We start from the raw sequence: 20764 nt of genomic DNA on the forward strand, positions 1-20764 counted from the left end.
AAGTTGTGAGTTATAAGTTGTAAGTTACGATTGTACCCTTTAGCGCAGGTTTGGTGTAGCATAACCCGTGCTGGAAATCCAAACAGCTTGCATCTGTTTTAGAGTTCGGAGAATTCTCTATTAATAAAATAATCCGGCAAATAGCCTTTCTTGGTATGTGACAGCTACAAGCTGTCTTTGTTTTGGGTACGTTACGCTTTCGTTAATCCCGCGCCAGCGGGAGAAAAAAAACCGTGCCCATCCGTCCAAATCCGTGTCATCCGTGTGCCATAAACAGCCCAATCCTACACTTTTCATGCGATCGCGCACAAAAAGTGTGCGATGTTTAACACTTTTACTGTGATCACGCACGGAAAGTGTGCGACGTTTAACACTTGGCGTGCGATTGCGCACCCAATTACTGCGTGATCGCACACTTTTGGTGCGTGCACGCATACTTTTTATACGTGAACGCAATAAAAGTGTGCGATAACGCACTCTTTTACTGCGATGATGCATTTCCGGTGAGGAATCCCCTTTAGCGTGGGTTTAGCGTAGCATAACCCATGCTGGAAATCCAAACAGCTTGTAGCTGTTTTAGAATTCAGAGAATTCTCTGTTATAAAATAGTCCGACAAATAACCTTGCTTTGGATGCAGCAGCTACAAGCTGTCTTTGTTTTTTGCACGGGTTACGCTTTCGCTAAAACCCGCGCCAGCGGGAGGCTAAACATCCTCGCATTATTCAGTGCCGCTCACCGGTGTTTCTGTAGTAACTTTACAATAAGATTACTCCTGCAACCATCATTTCCGGAGATTCCCTTTAATCCAATCCAAGATATGATGGCGGGTTATCTGTGAAATCCAATGTTCAGTCACAGGTGTAATCAATGCCTCTTTCTTACATTGCAGGGTATTATAGACAATATAGCTGGTGGTAGGCGGACAGACATTGTCGTTGTACCCCCAGGTCATAAATACCGGAACTTTTATTTGTCTTGCAAAATTGACAACATCGTAATACTCCAGCGTTTTGAGTTTCTCCGGGGTATCCATGCCCGTAAAATTGGTAAACAAATGAGGGTAACCACCGGCTCTGTTGTCCTTATAGCCGGCCATATCACTTAATGCCGGATGATTTGCGGCACAAGCCGTTACTCTGGAATCAAGCCCGGTGGCAACCAACGCGAGTGCGCCACCCTGACTTCCACCCTGGGCAATGACATTTTCACCATCCCATTGAGGCAAAGAGGTCAGGTAGTCAATTACACGCGGAAATGAAAGATAAACCTTTTTCATATAGTAGGAATCCCGGTCTTCAAGACCGTTCACTAAATAGCTGTTATTGCCATTTCCAAATGCCTTACTGATGGATTGATAGGTTTCGGTATCCAGATTCGGACGAATACCATGAATTTCCATATCGAAACGAATGCATCCGTTCTCGGCATAGAAGAGGTCCTTTGACGGCTCCATCGGTTTAATGCCTGCTCCGGGTGGAGATACCACTACCGGATATTTTCCCTCTTTTTTGGGCATAGTCAGGTAACCGTATATGTAACTTCCCTTTTTATACACCTGTAGTTTAACCAGATAACAGTCCACCTTATCATTGGAATATTCAGGAATAAATACTTTCACAACCTCCATCGGGCATTTTGCAGCTTCTGCCTTCGCCTTTTCCCAATAATCGGTAAAATCGGATGGATACTTTGTATAAGGAGTCAGTTTTTCAGGCTCAAAACCCAGTTTGATGTGATGTTTATACTCTTCACCATTCAGCGTTACGGTCAATTGGCAATCTTTAAATCCGGGACGGGACAGTGTACCCAACGATATTTCCGCCTTTCCGTTTTTCAGGATTACTGTTCCTGTTTTGGTAACAGGCATCATGTCCGGGCCAATACTGTATTCTATTTTTACATCACTTTTTAGAACACCGTATTCATAAAGTGACACCGTTATTTTGGCTTCTTCATTTAACCTGTATAGCCAGTTTGCATGGCTGGGTGTTGTCACCCAGAGTACATCGCTTTGGTAGGGATAGTTCTCTGCAAACGTAGAGACGAAAAGCAGGAAAGAAAATAGGAATAAGAAGGTTCGTTTCATTTGTCATTATATTTTTTAATTGTTTTCACCGGGAGCTCAGGACATGGAATATGATTCAGATTTATTAAAACAAAAATACGAGATAGCCTGATGCTAAATAAGAGTCAATCCGGTAAAAACAGGTAGATAAACTGGTATTATAGATTATGAAACATTCTTTTTCAGGCTCTATTCCCCTGATTTTTTGCCCGATTTGTATTCACTCGGATTCACACCGAATTTCTGTTTAAAGCAACGGCTGAAATACTTAGGGTCATTCATCCCGACATTAAAGGCGACCTGACTGATATTGGTTTCTCCGGCCTCGAGCATTTGAGCAGCCTTTTGCAGACGAAACTCCCGGATAAAATCAACCGGTGCCATTCCTGTCAGGCCTTTTATCTTTTTGAAAAATGAAGAGCGGCTGACTCCGATACTTGCTGAGATATCGTCGATGTTCATTTCGGCATTATCATAGTTTTCTTCGATAAACTTCATCGTTTTTTGGATAAATACTTCGTCCAGATTCGTCACTTCCGGTTTGGATAAAGCGATGACTCCGCCCGACAATGATGATTTGAAATAATCCTGAAGTTGCCCCCTGATTTTCAACAAATTCTCAATCCGGGCTTCGAGATAGGTCAGGCTAAACGGCTTGGTGATGTAATCGTCAACGCAAAGAGACATCGCATCCAGCTTGGTTTCCATGTCCGTCTTGGCAGTCAGGAGAATAAACGGAATATGGCTGGTATTCAGGTCTTGTTTGATAATGCGGGCAAAAGCAATACCATCCATATCCGGCATCATAATATCGGAAATTATCAAATCCGGCACATACGAAAGCGCCAACTCACAAGCTTCCCGTCCATTCTCTGCTTCATAGATTTCGTATTGCTGACATAACGACGACTTCAGGAAAGCGCGCAGTTCGCTATTGTCCTCTGCTATCAGAATTGAAAAACGCTCTTTGGTCTGCTCATTCGCCTCTTTTAGACTCACGTGCTGTTCAGCTGAGTTCTGTAAAGAAACTTCAGCGGCTTCAACCACCGGCTCCTTATCCTGCAACAGATACTCAACATCAGCACCAAAATGACTATTTCCTTTCCGGAAAATAACCATGAAAGCCGAACCTTTACCCGACTCACTTTCCACGTCAATGCTGGCTCGATGTAGTTCAACCAGCTCTTTAGTCAATGCAAGCCCGATGCCTGTTCCGGATTGAGTAGTCACATTTCTGGAGGCAAAGCTTTCGAATCGCTCAAATAGCAGTTTCAGCCGTTCCCGCGCAATTCCAGTTCCCTGGTCTTTTACCGTGACGGAAACACGATCTATATCTTCGTAAATGATTACATCAATACTCTTATCCGCCGGGGTGAATTTAAAGGCATTGGACAACAGGTTAAACAGTATCTTCTCAAACTTATCCTTATCCAACCACAAATGCGCACCGTTAGATTGGTCAACAATATTCAACCGGATATGCTTTTCTTCTGCCAGTTTGGTGAAACCCGAACAGATTTCCTCCACATAAGGAGCCACAGCGACCTCTTCAATAATGAGTTTCATCTTTTCACTCTGTATCTTTCGGAAATCCAAAATCTGATTGATAAGCCTCAACATCCGGTTCGTATTTTTCTGCACAATTTCCAGTTGGCTCTTTGCATTTTCAGAAAGCGATTCTTTCATAAGCAAGTACTCAACCGGAGAAGCAATCAGGGTCAGAGGCGTCCGTAGTTCATGCGAGATATCGGTAAAGAAGCGGAGCTTCATATTGGTGATGCGCTGCTCTATGGCCACTTCATTTCTTAACTTGTAAATCGTAAACCAAACATAAGCCACCACCAAAGTAAACAGGGCAAACATCAACAGATAAAAAACAAATCCCCAGGCCGATTCCCAGAAAGAGGGCATTTTCACAATCGTGACCGACTTCTCGTTATTCACCCAAAGTCCGTCGGAATTTGTTGATTTTACCCGAAACGTGTATGTTCCTTTGGGCAAATTAATATAGGTTGCCATCCGTTGGTTACCCACATAATTCCACCCTTTTTCCAGTCCATCCAGCTTATAGGCATACTGAATCGCCTGCGGATTTACATAATCAATAGCTGCGAATTCTATTGAAAAGGTATTTTGCTTGTGAGTCAGTTTCAGCTTCCGGGTTTCATCAATCGTTTGCTGTAACGGTGAGTCCTCCTCTCCTACCCGCACCTCTTTATTGAAAAGCTGCAAGCGGGTCAGGTATATCCGGGGTACAAAAGTGTTTTTCTTGATCCGGTATGGGTCAAAAAAGACGAATCCATTCGAACTTCCATATACAATTTTGCCGTCAGCAGTCTGACAAACCGCCGCTTCACTGAAATAGTAGTTATTTTCAGCAGTTGGTTTGTAGACATCAAATTTCTGAGTGGAGGGATGATAACTGAGTACCTGTGTCTGGGAGGACATCCACACATTCCCGTGCACGTCTTCCTGTAATGTATAGACAGCTGTGACCTCCTGCCCCTCGTTACTCTTCAAGGCTTCAAAGCGGACATTCTTTTCATCTCTTATGCCACCTTTAACGATATTAACACCACCGCCAATGGTTGTTACATAGAGATCTCCTTTTCGTGTTGGTAAAATACCCTGAACATCATTTCCGAAAATCGAATAAGAATCATCCGCCTGATGAATATAGCGTTTGAAGCGAATATCCTCCGGCTTACCGGTCATCGAACCGGAAACCAGCAATCCCTGAGTAGTTCCGATCAGCAAATGGCCGAAATTATCCCTCACAATACAACGGACTTTGGAACAATCTTTTATCGGAAAATTCCTCAACAAGTTATTGCTATTCACGAAACGCATCTGCCCCGAACCGGCATCCAGCAGATTGAGCCCTCCGCCATAAGTTCCAATCCACAACTGGTGACGGTTATCCTCATACATCCAATATACCTGGTCTGAACTGAGACTATATTTATCCCCCGGCACATTCCTGTAATTGGTTATGGAATATGCGCCCGGTGATTTCCGGACAAGTTTAAAGAGCCCCTTTCCTTTGGTTGCCAACCAGATAGCACCGGTGTAATCCTGCATAATATGATAAACCTGAGCCTCAAAGGGAAGATTTCCTCCCAGCTTTCCGTCAGCACCTAAAAGCCTTTTACTCTTCCGCTCTTTATCATACACATAAACATACCCTTTCTTGGAGCCTACCCATAATTGCCTTTCCGCATCTTCATAAACCGACCTGATTTCATTTATGGGAGAAAAAGAGGAAGTTTCAACCGGTTTAACAAAGGCAAATGGCTCATGCCGGAAAACCACCTTATCCACCCCCTGCAAATAGGTATTCAGCCATAAGTTGCCCTGTTTGTCGGGCAGAAAGGCGTGTACAAGATTGGTGATGCTTTTTCTGTCCCCACCCGATACAGGAAGTGGTTCCAGTCGTTTTTCAAGTTTATTGTACCTGAAAATTCCGCCCATTCGGGTTTTTAGCCAGAGATTATTGTTGATATCTTCGGTAATATTCCATTTGGTAACACGGGGATTTACAAATCCGGAAATATCAACCGGCAGATAACGTATGGTATGCGAAGATAATTCAAATAAAATCCCACCGGGATAACCGGCATCAATCCAGATATTTCCATCCCGGTCTTTATAGCTTCCCAATGCCGATTTATCCGGAATATTATTTATCTGATACGAATTAAATTGTCCGGTCGAAAAACGATAGGTATAAAAAACGGAGCTATTCGTCAAAATAAAAAGCTCATTCTGCCCTATACTCTGAAGGTCTGAAATATATTCGGAAAAAGGTGTTACGATTCGTCTGAGATTATCTGTTTTTGGGTCATAGACCAACAGAGTCCCTTTTTCCCCTCCGATATAGAGCTTTCCGGCATTTTCTGTAATAGCATAAAACGAGGTGCGGCCTTTACCTGCTACAAATGTGCGACTACCACCGTTTTTATTTAGCCGACAGATTCCTTTGGGTGTTAAGATCCAGGTATTTGAATGCTTATCTACAAAAATCTTATTGATTTTACCTGACGGAAGAACGCCTTTTTTAGGGGAATAATGAGTCAGTCTGAGATGATTAGAAGGTTCCGTATCCTTTACCCGAAAACAATCGTGTTCATTGTAAATCCACACAGAGCCATCCGGCTGCACCGAAACATTATTTTGCGGAAATGGCAGGTTATAGTTTTTATAATCACTTTCACATTGGGGAACCGGAAGAAACTGCTCGGTCTTAGGGTTGAATCTGTAAACGCGATCATCATCGGTTTGTAACCACAAATAGCCCTGTTTATCCTCCTTTATCCGGTCAACGCGTAAATTCGACAATGGGTAACTCCCATTCAATCCACCTTTAAAGCATCTGAAAGTATATCCGTCAAAATTATTCAATCCATCATACGTTCCAAACCACATCATGCCTTTACGATCCTGATGCATGCAGAGGAGGTGATTCTCTGACAATCCATGGTCAACGGAGTAATGGGTAATTTGAGGTGAAACCTGAGAACTTATTCCCCTGACTGATATCAATATCAGAACTGTAAAAAATAATGTTCTTAATGGCAATGAAAACAAAGGCATGACTGGTATATGAACTATGGTTGGATTTTGGGAGATAAAGGTATTAATTATTTTGTTCGACCAATTATCTGAGGAATAAATCATTTGTTTATCTAAAGAGTGAGTCTTTAAAGAGTTCAAAGCTAAACTCACTATAGTTCTCTTTGGGCTTTCTCCATGTTTACTCTATTTTGACTTTATGATAAAACAGGATGATACAGTGGTTACATAGAGATAAAATACTTTTTTCAAAGACTATTTCATCTCTGTTTCATAAGTGTATTTCTATCATATTTGATACATTTGTTCCTAAAGTCAATATAGAATAATCCTATACACAATCCTGACTCAAGGGAGTATTCACGCAACTGTATTTAACGTTCCTAATTGGATACGCGATTTTCGAAAGAATAAAAATTCGTCAGAATAAAGGGCAAAAAAAAAGAGCGACTCGTACGAATCGCTCTTTTTTGTTATTTATCTATCAGATAACAATTATTTTGCGCTATCACCTTTTTGTTGAGTTGCAGCAGCAGGAGTTTTAGTTTCGAAACCCGGATTAGCAACACCTGGTGTTGTTTGAGCGGCTTGTTGTACCTGTTGTTTCAAGGCGGCATCCTCTTCTGAAACAGTACCTGCTTTTGGGAAGAAAGCTGCAGACATAACGCTCAGCAACAAGATAGCAGCCGCAAGTCCCCAGGTAGCTTTTTCAAGAAAGTCGGTCGTTTTTCTAACGCCCATAATCTGATTGGTTGACGAAAATCCGGAAGCAAGGCCTCCTCCTTTAGAGTTTTGCACCAACACGATCAGTATCATGAACACTGCTGCAAGAACAACAAGAATGGTAATTAAAGTGTACATTTTTATTTATGCTTTTTTGACGTTATAAATGAGTTTCTCCAAAAAACGGATTTGGTCGGCAAAGTAAACACTTTTTTCCGGATATTTCAAGCTTAATTTTCGAATAATTTCGATGGCCCTGTAGTAGCGTTTTTGCTTAATGTAAATTTTAGCAAGACTTTCGGTGAGCAGATCATCATCATCGAGAATATTTACATCTTCGGCAAGCGGCAGTTCCTCCGGCTCAGGTTCATCCTTTAATACCGACAGGTTTTCCCGGATAGAATCGCCGGTACTGGCAAAATTGATAAATTCGTCAATCAACTCGTGATGCTTAAGCTTTGGCTCATCCTTTACCTCTTCACCGGATCCGGCAGGTGACTCTTCATTAACCAGCAAACTGGCATAATCCTGCGTAGCTATAGCCATACGGGCCGCTTTCTGGGTGGGCTGATTGGCGGTTGGCTGTAAAAGATTCGGGGCAAAATCCTGAAGGAAGGAGTCAATCATGGCAAAAGTATCCGCTGAAGCCGTCTCACTCTTTTGCTTTTTCTGCCGGGAATAAAACTCAAACACTTCGTTCCAGAGCTCCTCTTTGATTGCCAGGTAATAAAAAAGGTGGCGTCTGTCGGCAATAAAAACCGAGGCATGCTGCAATTCGGCAAAAAAATCAGGATGCCGCAACAGGTAAAGGTTCTTCAGATAAAGAATTCGGACCGGCTGACAATAGGGAGACTCATCCAATGCCTGTTTCAGTTGTCCCAACGTCTCTGTATTCAGCAACGAGGGATCATTTACCCATTTCAGTATATTTTCTACCATCACCTGTAAATTACCAGTTAGCCACCGTTGCATTATAGATATTATCGGTCAATTCATCGACAATCTCTTTAATAAGATCATCCTGCACCTGAGTCAGCATCTTGGTGCTTGGAAAATCGCGATAGGCCGAAAAGGACTGGTCAAAGCTCTGTTTTGGATCAATGCGGTTGGTGTATTTCACCCTGACGGTTACAGTCAGACGGGTTTCGGATGCATACGCATTCTCCTTTACCGCCTGGGGGGTCAGGTTGTATCCGGTAATTTCACCTTCAAGGGTAAGATCTCCATTTTGCTTCACAGGACGAAGGCGTGTCTGACGGTTGTAGATATCCCGTAGTCCTTCGGTAAACGCCTGCGACAAGGGCGCATACACCAGTGCCGCTTTTATCGGAAACTCGGTTATGGTGAAGGTTTTCACTTTAGTATAGTCAATGGATGCGCCATTAAACTTATAAGCAACAGTGCAGGCTTGCATCAGGAAAAGAATGGCAGAGGCCAGAATAATTTTCTTCATCAGGTAAATATTGTGCCGGTTTGTCACCAGATGTCTCTCTAAACCGGGGTATTTTAATTTTCTAATCCGTACTCTTTGATTTTACGGTAAAGTGTCCGCTCTGAAATATTCAGCTCTTTGGCAGCAGGACGGCGTTTGCCTTTGTATTTCTCCAGCACCTTTTTAATGAGGTCCTTTTCAACATCATTCAGTGTAAAGACCGGATCTTGTTCCACCTCGTAATCCTCAGTATATTGAATGTGCTCTACCGGTTCCGGTGTTTTGATCTGAATAGTTGGGACATGGGTTACGGGAGCCTGCACTACCGGTTCGGCATTGGTAAAAATGTTGACTTTAGACAAATCCGGCTCATTGCCCGACATGATATCATGAACCAGTTGTTTCAGTTCATGAATCTCTTTGCGCATATCAAACAACACCTGATAGAGAATTTCCCGTTCAGAGCCAAATGTCCGCTCCTCTTTCCCTTTGCCCAATATAGCAGGCAGACGTTCCATATCATAATTGGGAAGATAATTTCGCAGGATATCCGAACTGATCTCCCGGTTTTGCTCTATAATAGAAATCTGCTCGGTGATATTTTTCAACTGGCGGATATTCCCCGGGAAACGATACGATACCAGCATACGCTGGGCATCAGGAGTCAGATAGATAGCCGGCATGCGATATTTTTCGGCAAAATCAGCGGCAAATTTACGGAATAGCAGGTAAATATCGTCTCCCCGCTCACGTAAAGGAGGTACCTGAATGGGCACTGAATTTAAGCGGTAGAAAAGGTCTTCACGGAAACGGCCATCGGAAATGGCCTGTTCCATATTGAGGTTAGTAGCGGCAACGATACGCACATTAGTCTTCTGAACTTTGGAAGAACCTACCTTGATAAATTCGCCGGACTCCAACACACGCAACAGACGGGCCTGCGTAGGCAAAGGCAACTCCCCTACCTCATCCAGAAAAATGGTACCACCATCAGCCACCTCAAAATAACCTTTGCGGTCAGACAATGCTCCGGTAAAAGAGCCCTTTTCATGACCAAACAACTCGGAATCAATCGTACCTTCGGGAATAGCACCGCAGTTTACGGCAATGTAACTGCCATGTTTACGTCTGCTATTCTGATGAATAATCTGGGGAAAATACTCTTTCCCGACACCACTTTCACCGGTAATCAATACGGAAAGGTCTGTAGGTGCGACCTGTATCGCTATATCAATCGCCCGGTGGAGTCCCGGAGCATTTCCTATAATACCAAAACGTTGTTTTATCTGAACTATTTCTGATGCCGCCATCGCTGTTTTATTGAATTAAATCACTGAAAAACATTCTTCAAATCCTACCACCACCGTCTCCTGAACCGATGAATAACCTTTGTCCCCTTAAACATCCGTTTCAGGCGAATGCGTACAAACTGCTTCGTTACAAAATGTTCGTTCCATCCGATCCACAACAAAAAGAGCAATCCGTAATAAGAGAGCCGGAAAAGCTCATGCCAGAATTCAAATGAATAATATCCGTTCCCGGCAAACCATGGAATCAGTCCGATACGTAACAGGTTGTATAAATAAAGAACCACAAGACATATCGGCGTGTACCACACTTTTGCCCAAAAAGGTCCGCAATAAAAAATCATAATCAGCAAAAAGAGGTAAAGTTCTTTCACTGCTGTACATCCCCAGATGACCATAACGGTGTAGCCATTTTGCAGATAAAGCTCATCATTACGGGCGAAAACCTCAAAACCAAGCATCTGCATCAGCGAGGCACTCCAGTTAGCCGTATGACACGACAAAGCATACATCATTGCCGTAAAATCGTGTCCGAACAGGGCAAAATAATGTCCGTACGGGTTGGCATCGATAGCCATCTTCCAGGTCAGGAAGGCAAACATCAGCAATGCCCAGAACCATACAATTCCGACAAAGGGAGCATTCCTTCGCAACCAACGGGATGATATTTGCGGAAAATCAAGCATACATTACACTTATATCCACGCAAAGTTAATAAAATCGGGACGGATATGACAAAACGTGTGGCTATTTCGGAAATTTTGGCAGAAAAACAAGGCTTAATGCCTATCCGTTTTCAGTCCGAAACGATGTCGTACGGATTACCTTTTGCTGTCTTTGCCTTGTTGAAAAACGACATGATAGAAATCTCACTGAAAACAAAAACCAACTGCTCACCCCAATCGTTTTATAGTTGATTACCAGAACATTTACAATACTACTCCCCAAATAAGCATTAAACACAAATCTCATTTAACCCTCACTCACCATGCAAACCAACTATTCCATCTCTGCATTACTCTTTGTAGTCATTGAGTTGGCAGGAATCGGCATTACCTATGCCACAACGGGCAATCTGGAATCGCCGGACAGCGCAAAGATAATGATCCTGTTTACTGTAATTGCTTTAATTGCAGCCTCAGCAACAAAAGTAGCAAACCAATGGACCCGGGCCGTGGTACTCCGACTGGGCAAATTTCAGTCATTACGTGGTCCCGGTATCTTTTTCATCATTCCCATCGTGGACAATATTGCCTACTGGATTGACATCCGGGTGATCAGTACATCCTTTAAAGCCGAAAAAACATTGACCAAAGATACCGTTCCGGTGGATGTAGATGCCGTGCTATTCTGGAAAGTGATTGACCCGATTAAAGCAGCGCTGGACGTGGCCGACTATTACAGCGCCATCAGTTGGGCTTCACAGACCGCCCTGCGCGACGTAATCGGAAAAACCCTGCTATCAGACATGCTGGAAGGCCGAGATAAAATGAGCACCTTGCTGCAACGCATTATTGACGAACGAACCGAGCCCTGGGGCATAAACGTGATTTCAGTAGAGGTAAAAGATGTATTGATTCCTCAGGGACTGGAAGCTGCCATGTCCATGGAAGCTCAGGCAGAACGGGAACGCCAGGCGAGAGTTATCCTCGGGGATTCAGAGCGTCAGATTGCCTGTAAATTTGAAGAAGCCTCTAAAACCTATAGTGAAAATCCGACTGCATTCCACCTGCGCGCCATGAATATGCTGTACGAAGGACTCAAGACCAATTCCACCATCGTGATTGTACCGAGTACAGCGGTTGAAAGCATGGGGCTCGGCAGCATGCTGGGAACAACTGCATTTGCCCAAAACATTCAAAAGGGAAAGAACAAGCCGGATTTGCCTCCGGAAGACGTTTTCCCATTCAGGGAGATATAAAATTTCCAGCACACAGAAAGAGCGTGTCCCACAAGTCTTAACTGACTTTTGGGACTCACTCGTATGCAAACGGTTCTATTTTCGAAGCACAACTGAACGTACTCTTGATTCGCACCGCGCAACATATCCAAAGCCTGAAACTTTGGATATGTTTTTTCCCAAGATCGTATTCTCGCCTTCATTTCAACGAAATCCTATCCATTACCGCCGATGTTGACTATCTTTGCCGAAAATAGTGAACGAAAACAACATGAATCTCATCATTGATCAGGGAAATACCCAGGCTAAACTGGCTATTTTTAAGAATGGCCAAATGATAGCTCAAATCAAAACAGCAGCATTGACTAGCCGTTTTATTGAAGAGTTTATCGATGGGCATCAGATTGATGCAACCATATTATCCTCAGTGATCGAGATACCAGAATCAGTTTTATTCGGTATCAAGAAACTTGCGCCACTATTTTTCACACTCAGTCACACCCTAAAACTCCCCTTTACAATTACTTACCATACACCGGAAACGTTGGGGCATGATCGCATAGCGGCTGTAGCCGGCGCCTGGGCAATGCATCCGAACCAAAACATTCTGGTGATAGATGCCGGAACCGCCATTACTTACGACTTCATTGACTCCTCGGGGAATTATCCTGGGGGCAATATTGCTCCCGGACTTGAAATGCGATTTAAGGCACTACACAAGTTTACGGGGAAATTACCGTTAATCTCTAAAACCGGGGATACCCCTCTGCTTGGATATAACACGGAAACCGCCATCCGTGCGGGAGTTGCACAGGGTATGATTTTTGAAATAGAATCCTATATCCACCACTTCAGAGAGCGAAATCAGAACCTTTTGATTTTTTTAACCGGAGGCGACGCTTTTTATTTTGGCGAAAGGTTAAAAAGCTCCATCTTTGCAGATGAATATCTTGTTTTGAAAGGCTTAAACAGTTTACTCGAATACAATGCAAAAAATTAAATCCATCGCGCTAGGCTTCTTTGCTTTAGCCATTGCTATTCCCTCTTTTTCACAGAACAGCACCTATTCTCCTTACACCCGATATGGTTATGGACAATTGGCCGAAAGCGGATTTGGCGCCAGCCGAGCCATGGGGGGAACTTCATTAGGAACGCGCGACAAGAAACAAATCAACCCGAACAACCCGGCATCGTATTCGGTAATTGACTCCACCACCTTCCTGTTTGATTTCGGTCTGAAAGGTGAAATTGGCAACTTCAAACAAGGCGCCATGAAATCCACCAATTACAACGGCAACATTGACTATATCGCCATGCAATTCCCAATCGCAAAAGGGATTGGAGCCAGTGTGGGAATCCTACCCTATTCTTTTGTCGGTTACCAGTTCGGGGATTCCATCAAACCCAAAGGACAGACCAGTAACTTTGCTGAAAACAGTTATTACGGTAGCGGAGGATTCTCTCAGGCATATCTGGGTATCGCCGGCAGATTATTTAACCACGTATCTCTCGGGGTTAACCTGAACTATCTGTTCGGTACAATCAGCCACACCAGCCAAACCTATTTTACAGGTAGCACAACCGCCTCAATCATCACCAATGAAATTCGGGTAAGAGCATTTAAGCCGGAATTCGGAGCCCAATTTTTTACGAATATCAGTAAAGACCGGAGCATTTGCATAGGACTTAAATACATCCCAAAGGTCAATCTGAACTCCACGGCTAAAAAGCTGGTGTACAAGGGGGATTCTGTCACACTGGCAAAAAAATTCGAACTTGCCGAAACCTATGGAGCCGGTCTGTCTATGCAGCTAAATAAGCAATGGCATGTCGCACTGGACGGTACGTATCAGAAATGGGCTGATGCTCAATATTACAGCTACAAGGATACACTCAACAACCGCACCAGAATTTCAGCCGGCGCTGAATTCACGCCTAATGCTTTAGGACGCCGCTATTATGAAAGAATGCGCTATCGCTTTGGAGGTTATTATTCAAATAATTACCTGAATGTAAAAAACAGCAACCTTAGCGAATTTGGGGTAAGTGCCGGTCTTGGATTACCGTTAAAGAAAATACCGACACAATCATCTTTCCTAAACATATCTGTTGAGTACAGCAGAATGAAACCGGAATATTCGTCTTTCTTGTATGAAAACTATCTCAAATTCACCGTCAGCCTGACTTTGGATGAGTTCTGGTTCTTTAAACGCAAACTGGAGTAATCAATAATGCACTTTCATCATAGTTTCCGTAACAACCTAAAACATCGTTTTTTCTTCAATCTGGTTATTTTCGGCACCATTTTGACAATCGCATCCTGCTCAAAACAGGAGAGTGAAACCATACGGTCATTTAAAGACGTAAGCAAGGTACCAACCTTGCTTACCAAAAATGTATCCTCGTTAATTTCTGATTCAGGAATCACCCGCTATCGTCTGGTAGCAGATGAATGGGCTATATTTGAACGGAGTGCGGAGGCTTACTGGAGTTTTCCGAAAGGCATCTACGTAGAAAAGTTTGACTCGGCCTTGCATGTGGAAGCAAGCATAAAAGCAGACTCTGCATTTTTCTATGTGCCCCGGAAATTGTGGAGACTAAAGAAAAACGTCAAAATCCTCAATCTGGTTGGTGAAACCTTTGAAACTGACGAACTTTTCTGGGACCAGTACCAACAGAAAATATACTCAAACAAGCAGATTAAAATCAACCAGATCAGCAAAATTATAACAGGTATCGGCTTCGAATCAAACGAACAGATGACCAGTTACAAAATCCATAAAATACAGGGGATATTTTATATCAACGATTCAAAATAGCTCCCTGGCACCACACGTATGCTTTTTCCCGGTTTAGTCATATTTCTGACCTTTTCCGTATTTTTTGCTGGCATCGAAATTTCATTTCTGTCGGCCAATAAACTACGGCTGGAGCTCTGTATGAAAGAAAACGGGATATCCGGCAGCATACTGAAGCACTATTTCAAACATCCAGTCAACTTCATCACAACTCTCCAGGTCGGATATTTCATCTCAATCGTCGGCTTCATCCTCTTTTTCAGCAAGATTGCGCTTCCATTCCTGCAATCTTTCTGTCACAGCAATTTCACGTTGACACTCATTTTAATATTAATCAATGCGTTTGCGGTTCTCATTATCGGTGAATTTATTCCCCGCACGCTCTTCCGGTTAAATTCCATCGGCTGGATACGTACACTTTCCTATCCGCTGGCCCTACTCTATTTAATACTTACCCCATGCTGCAAAGCAGCCTCATTTATTAGCATTAAACTGCTTGCCTTATGTGGCGTAAAACGAACCGGCAGCGACAGACAAGAGTCTTTTGGAAAAGTCGACCTGGATAATATGATCCGGAAAAGCATTGACGAAGCCTCTAATACTGCAGAAATTGAACCGGAAGTAAAAATATTCCGGAACGCACTTGACTTCTCCAAAATCAGACTCAGGGATTGCATCGTCCCCCGCTCTGAAATCGTGGCCGTGGAATGGAACGAAAAGCTGGAGCATCTGCTGGATATTTTTATCGAAACCGGCTTATCCAAGATAATCGTCTTCCGCGAAAACCTTGACAATATTCTGGGATATATCCATACCTCGGAGATGTTTGAGAAGCCGGTCGATTGGCATTCTTGCATCACTCAGATCCCAATGGTCCCCGAGACAATGACAGCCAACAAGCTCATGAAGCAATTGATGGCAGAAAAGAAAAGCATTGCGGCCGTCCTTGATGAATTCGGCGCCGTGGCCGGTATTGTTACGATGGAAGACCTGGTAGAAGAGATTTTCGGGGAAATTGAAGATGAACATGACACGCAAACCTACATCTCGAAACAGGTAGGCAACAACGAATATATTTTCTCCGGAAAAATAGAAATCGATAAAATCAACGCCCAATACCACCTGAATCTTGAAGAAAACGAAGCCTACACGACACTGGCAGGCTTAATACTGTTTCACCACCACAAATTCCCTAAACCAAACGAAACCATTGATATAAGGACACATAGCTTTAAAATCATCAAAGTATCGGCCACCAGAATCGACCTGATACGGCTTAAAGTGACATAAAGGGTTCGTTTTTTTTCACAGCTCCATTTGTATTCATAGCATTTTTTGTATCTTCGTGCCCTAACTTAAAATTAATACCCTAATTAAATCCAGAAAATTAAATAAATGGCTACATTAGAACGAATCCGAAGCAGAGCCGGCCTCATTGTTGGTGTCATCGGCTTGGCTTTATTTGCTTTCATCATCGGGGACTTCCTGAACTCCGGACAGACCTTTTTCCGCCAATCGAAAGATAAAGTGGTAGTAGTAAACGGAAAATCATTTTCTTCAAACGAATTCCAAAGCCGTATAGAAGAACTGACTACAGTTTACAAAATGGAAACCGGACAATCTACTCTTCCTGAAGAGTATGTTTCAAACATCCGTGAATCGGTGTATGAAAGCTTAGTACGCGAAACCCTGATTAACGAACATGCAACGGCTGTAGGCCTGAGCGTTTCATCTGAAGAGATGTTTGACATGATTCAGGGCGAGCACATTTCCCCTATGATTCAGCGCCTGCGCATTTTTGCAAATCCTCAGACCGGTATGTTCGACAAAGCAGCGCTGCTGAATTTCCTCAAAGTTATCAACGATGACAACAAGGATAAATACAAAGGCGAACAGGCTGAACAAATCCAGGAACTGAAAAAATACTGGGCTTACTGGCAAAAAACCATCAAGCAACAACGTCTGGAAGAGAAATACAGCATGTTGCTGGCTAAATCGGTTGCTCCTAATACACTTGAAGCTAAAAACGCATTCGAAGGAGGTAAAAAAAGCGTAGATTTCCTTTACGCAATGAAGCCATACTTCTCTATTCCTGATTCATCGATCCAGGTAACTGAAAGCGAACTGAAAGCTCTTTACGACAAACGCAAAGAAAGCTTCAAACAGGATGAAACCCGTGCGGTTAAATACATTGCAGTTAAAGTTGCTCCAAGCAAGGACGACTTCAAAGAAGTTGAAACTAAAATCAACGCGGTTAAACAGGAATTCTCTACTACAACTTCAGTATCTGACGTTGTAAACGAAAACTCGGATGTTCAATATGTTGACGCATTCATGCCTGTAAGAACCCTTCCTGAAAACGTTAAAGCATTCGTTAACGGAGGCTCAGACGGACAGGTGATGGGACCATACCTGAATGGAAACTCTTATATGATGCACCGCATTGTTGCTAAATCTGTTTCTCCGGACTCTGTTAAAGCCCGTCATATCTTACTTCAAATCACCGATGAAGCTAAAACCAACCAATTGGCTGACAGTATCATGAATGTATTGAAAAACGGTGGTGACTTCAATGCCCTTTCAGCTAAGTTCTCAATCGCTCAAAACGCTCGTCAGGGCGGCGACTTCGGTTGGTTCAACGAAGAAATTGCAGTGAAGAGCATGGGTGCAGAATTCAAGGATGCATGTTTCAGCACTCCGGTTAATGGCTATACCAAAGTTAAAACAATGTACGGCATCGACGTAATTCAGGTTACTGAAAAAACGGCTGCTATCCAGAAAGTAAAACTGGCTTCTATCATTAATGAAGTTATCCCAAGTAAAAAGACAACCGGTTCTCTTTACGGTAAACTCAGCCAGTATATCATCAACAACAACTCAAGTTCGGCATTTGCGGAAAACGCGCCAAAAAGCGGTTACGTTGTTCTTGACAATAAAGTAGTAGGACAAAACGATTACAATCTCGGAGAGGTACGAAATGCCCGTCAGATTGTACACTGGATATTCCAAGCATCTAAAGGTGATGTTTCAAATATCTTCGAAGTAGGAAGTTATCTGGTAGCTGCTGCTGTCGATGGTATCGTGAAAAAAGGATACTCTCCGCTTGAAGTGGTTAAAGACAGACTGAAAGCAGAAATCCTGGCTGACAAGAAAGGGGATAAAATCATTGCAGACCTGAAAGCGAAAAACATCAATTCACTCGCCGGCTATGCACAAGCGTTTGGAAGTCGTCTTGACACAGCGAAATTTGTAAGCTTCAACACTGCCCGCATCACCGGTATCGGCGATGAACCTGCCCTGTGTGGTATCGCACCTTACACTGCTAAAGGAAAACTAACAGGCCCAATCAAAGGTAAAAGTGGTGTATACGTTATCACTGTTACCAACGAAACTGTAGGCAACCAGAAGTTTGACGCCAAAGCAGAGATAAAAAATCTTCAGGGCAACTACATGTATCGCCTGATGTATCAGATGATGGAAACCCTGAAAAAAGGAGCTGACATCGAAGACAACAGAATCAGATTCTATTAATCAGCGAAATATAGTATTGAAACGAGGACATTTCTTTTTGAGATGTCCTCGTTTTTATTTTACCAACGTCTCAATCAAAGCGGAAATCGTTATATGGTAAAATCTTCGTACCTTTGCCCTTAACAATCAGAATTTAATGTCGTTATGACTCAAGATACTTTATTAGGCAAAACACTCAACGAACTGACAGATATTGTAAAACTCCTTGGACTGCCGGGATTTACATCTAAGCAAATATGTGACTGGCTTTACCAAAAGCGGGTTACATCAATTGATGAAATGACGAACCTTTCCTTAAAGGCCAGAAATCAGCTTAAAGAGAAATACATTGTCGGACGCTCCACTCCTGTCTCTGCTCAAAAGTCTCAGGATGGAACCATCAAATACCTGTTTGGAGCAAATGAAAACCAATTCATCGAATCGGTTTATATCCCTGACAAAGAACGGGCAACGCTGTGCGTATCTTCACAAGTCGGGTGCAAGATGAATTGTCTCTTTTGCATGACCGGCAAACAAGGCTTTAGCGGCAACCTAACCTCCGGTGAAATCATCAATCAGATAGAATCAATTCCGGAAAGTGAGTCGTTGACCAATCTCGTATTTATGGGGATGGGCGAACCGCTCGACAATACGGAAAATGTATTTAAAGCGCTGGAAATCCTAACAGCTACGTGGGGATTTGCCTGGAGCCCCAAAAGAATCACCGTATCAAGCAGTGGGTTAAAAAAAGGATTGCTCCGCTTTTTGGAAGAGAGCCAATGCCATGTGGCAATTAGCCTCCACTCCCCTTTCCCCGATGAACGGTTATCTATCATGCCGGCTGAAAAAGCATTCCCCATCAAAGAGCTGGTTGAAATGCTGAGACAATATGACTTTTCCAAACAGCGAAGGCTTTCTTTTGAATATATCATGTTCAAAGATTTCAATGACAGTCCTCGTCATGCAAACGCATTAGCTCAATTGCTGAAAGGGCTGGACTGCCGGATTAACCTGATTCGCTTTCATGCAATTCCCGGCATTAACCTGAACTCATCAGATGAAAAACGGATGTTCGAATTCAGGGACTTTCTAACGAAGAGTGGATTACACACAACAATCAGAGCTTCACGCGGGGAAGATATTTTTGCTGCGTGCGGAATGCTTTCGACCGAGGAATCAAAAAAGAAAGCCGACGAATAGAAGCTATTTCTTCAAAATGTTGTAATTTAGGGCGAATTTCAAAGCATTTTGCTGCGAATCAAATTACACTTAAACATTAACATACCTGATCCAATTCAATATGCAAGAAAACAAGATAAAAGTAGCGATAACCCATGGTGACATCAACGGTATCGGATATGAAGTAATCCTGAAAGCATTTTCAGACCCACGGATTACGGAAATCTGCACTCCGGTTATCTACGGTTCACCCAAAGTTATGGCCTATCACCGTAAAACACTCGAACTGCCCAGCATTAACTATAGCATTATCAACTCAGCATCTGAAGCGGCTGAAAACCGCATCAACATTGTAAACTGTGTAGATGAAGAGCTGAAAGTAGAACTGGGAAAGCCAACCGCGGCTGCCGGAGAAGCTGCTTTTCTGGCTTTGAAAAGGGCATCCGAAGAGTATGAAAAAGGGCTTTTCGATGTATTTGTAACTGCTCCTATCAACAAAGAGACAATCCAGTCCAGTGAATTTGAATTTCCGGGACACACAGAATTCTTCCAGGAAAAATTGGGCAAAGGCCGTAAAGCGATGATGATTCTGCTCAAAGATTCACTTCGTGTTGCATTGGTTACCGGTCATATTCCGCTGTCCAACGTAGCTTCGGCCATCAACAAAACAGACCTTATCAATAAAATCAAAGCTTTCCATAATACGCTAACCATTGATTTCGGTTTGCAAAAGCCACGCATTGCTGTATTGGCTCTTAATCCTCATGCCGGCGACGGTGGCGTAATCGGCACTGAAGAGCAAGAAATCATTATCCCTGCCCTGAAACAAACCCAGGAGATGGGAATTATGAGCTTTGGACCTTTCCCTGCTGACGGCTTTTTCGGAGCGGGTCAGTTCGCTAAGTACGATGGAATACTGGCCATGTATCACGATCAGGGCTTAGCTCCATTCAAAACCCTGGCAATGGATCTTGGTGTCAATTATACAGCCGGATTGCCTGTTATCAGGACATCACCTGCACATGGTACCGCTTATGACATTGCCGGTCAAAACAAAGCATCAGAGGAATCATTCCTCCAGGCTCTTTATCTGGCCATTGATGTATTCAAATCCCGGAAAAGGTATTTCGAAGCCAAAGCCAATCCGCTTCGCAAACAATACTTCGATAAAGGCAACGACAACGAAGTATTGAACCTGAAAGGAGATGATTCTGTAGAATAAGCTTATTTCATTTAATAATTCATTAAGACACAAAGAATATGTACAAATGCAGATT

General features: G+C 43.1%; 16 protein-coding genes. 9 read left to right on the top strand and 7 right to left on the bottom strand.

The annotated features are described in order from the left end of the window. Positions 1-782 precede the first annotated feature (782 nt). The 7 genes from MLE17_RS13950 to MLE17_RS13980 all read right to left on the bottom strand — a co-directional run bounded on the left by MLE17_RS13950 (position 783) and on the right by MLE17_RS13980 (position 10786). Positions 783-2087 carry an acetylxylan esterase gene (locus tag MLE17_RS13950; RefSeq protein ID WP_243349326.1) on the bottom strand — a complete coding sequence of 435 codons (1305 nt, stop codon included), beginning with the start codon at positions 2085-2087 and terminating at the stop codon, positions 783-785. A gap of 168 nt (positions 2088-2255) precedes the next feature. Continuing rightward, entirely contained in the window at positions 2256-6743 is a 4488-nt protein-coding gene (locus MLE17_RS13955) for a two-component regulator propeller domain-containing protein (protein ID WP_410795634.1), read from the bottom strand. 390 nt (positions 6744-7133) lie between these two features. After that, positions 7134-7499, bottom strand: coding sequence for a preprotein translocase subunit SecG (gene secG / locus MLE17_RS13960; RefSeq protein ID WP_243349328.1), 366 nt, complete (start codon positions 7497-7499; stop codon positions 7134-7136). A 6-nt stretch (positions 7500-7505) separates the two neighbouring features. Beyond that, a complete protein-coding gene (locus MLE17_RS13965) occupies positions 7506-8333 on the bottom strand; it encodes a tetratricopeptide repeat protein (RefSeq protein WP_243349329.1) in 828 nt (275 codons plus the stop codon). After that, positions 8311-8814, bottom strand: a complete 504-nt coding sequence (locus MLE17_RS13970; RefSeq protein ID WP_243349330.1) for an LptE family protein — start codon at positions 8812-8814, stop codon at positions 8311-8313. The genes MLE17_RS13965 and MLE17_RS13970 overlap by 23 nt, the downstream gene beginning before the upstream one ends. Positions 8815-8867: 53 nt before the next feature. Continuing rightward, a complete protein-coding gene (locus MLE17_RS13975; protein WP_243349331.1) occupies positions 8868-10103 on the bottom strand; it encodes a sigma-54 interaction domain-containing protein in 1236 nt (411 codons plus the stop codon). A 44-nt stretch (positions 10104-10147) separates the two neighbouring features. Then, positions 10148-10786, bottom strand: coding sequence for a hypothetical protein (locus tag MLE17_RS13980; RefSeq protein ID WP_243349332.1), 639 nt, complete (start codon positions 10784-10786; stop codon positions 10148-10150). A gap of 45 nt (positions 10787-10831) precedes the next feature. Here MLE17_RS13980 and MLE17_RS13985 point away from each other — a divergent pair, with 45 nt between their 5' ends. From MLE17_RS13985 to pdxA, 9 genes are all read left to right on the top strand, one after another. After that, positions 10832-11017 carry a hypothetical protein gene (locus MLE17_RS13985; protein ID WP_243349333.1) on the top strand — a complete coding sequence of 62 codons (186 nt, stop codon included), beginning with the start codon at positions 10832-10834 and terminating at the stop codon, positions 11015-11017. Between the two features lie 71 nt (positions 11018-11088). Beyond that, positions 11089-12021 (top strand): slipin family protein, encoded by a 933-nt coding sequence (locus MLE17_RS13990; protein WP_243349334.1) that lies wholly within the window; start codon positions 11089-11091, stop codon positions 12019-12021. Positions 12022-12271: 250 nt separating this feature from the next. Then, complete coding sequence (locus MLE17_RS13995; RefSeq protein ID WP_262920327.1) at positions 12272-13000, top strand: type III pantothenate kinase; 729 nt, start codon at positions 12272-12274, stop codon at positions 12998-13000. Continuing rightward, positions 12987-14225 (top strand): hypothetical protein, encoded by a 1239-nt coding sequence (locus tag MLE17_RS14000; protein WP_243349336.1) that lies wholly within the window; start codon positions 12987-12989, stop codon positions 14223-14225. Before MLE17_RS13995 ends, MLE17_RS14000 begins: the two co-directional genes overlap by 14 nt. A gap of 6 nt (positions 14226-14231) precedes the next feature. Further along, positions 14232-14819: an LPS export ABC transporter periplasmic protein LptC gene (gene lptC / locus MLE17_RS14005; RefSeq protein ID WP_243349337.1), complete on the top strand. Its 588-nt coding sequence runs from the start codon at positions 14232-14234 to the stop codon at positions 14817-14819. Between the two features lie 18 nt (positions 14820-14837). Beyond that, entirely contained in the window at positions 14838-16088 is a 1251-nt protein-coding gene (locus tag MLE17_RS14010; protein ID WP_243349338.1) for a hemolysin family protein, read from the top strand. 105 nt (positions 16089-16193) lie between these two features. Beyond that, entirely contained in the window at positions 16194-18329 is a 2136-nt protein-coding gene (locus tag MLE17_RS14015) for a peptidylprolyl isomerase (RefSeq protein WP_243349339.1), read from the top strand. A 144-nt stretch (positions 18330-18473) separates the two neighbouring features. Further along, a complete protein-coding gene (gene rlmN / locus MLE17_RS14020; RefSeq protein WP_243349340.1) occupies positions 18474-19508 on the top strand; it encodes a 23S rRNA (adenine(2503)-C(2))-methyltransferase RlmN in 1035 nt (344 codons plus the stop codon). A 100-nt stretch (positions 19509-19608) separates the two neighbouring features. Next, on the top strand, positions 19609-20709 hold the full coding sequence (gene pdxA / locus MLE17_RS14025; RefSeq protein ID WP_243349341.1) for a 4-hydroxythreonine-4-phosphate dehydrogenase PdxA: 1101 nt from the start codon (positions 19609-19611) through the stop codon (positions 20707-20709). Positions 20710-20764: the final 55 nt, after the last annotated feature.

It is taken from the genome of Parabacteroides sp. FAFU027, from assembly GCF_022808675.1.
Taxonomy (GTDB): Bacteria; Bacteroidota; Bacteroidia; order Bacteroidales; family UBA7332; genus CAXXIC01.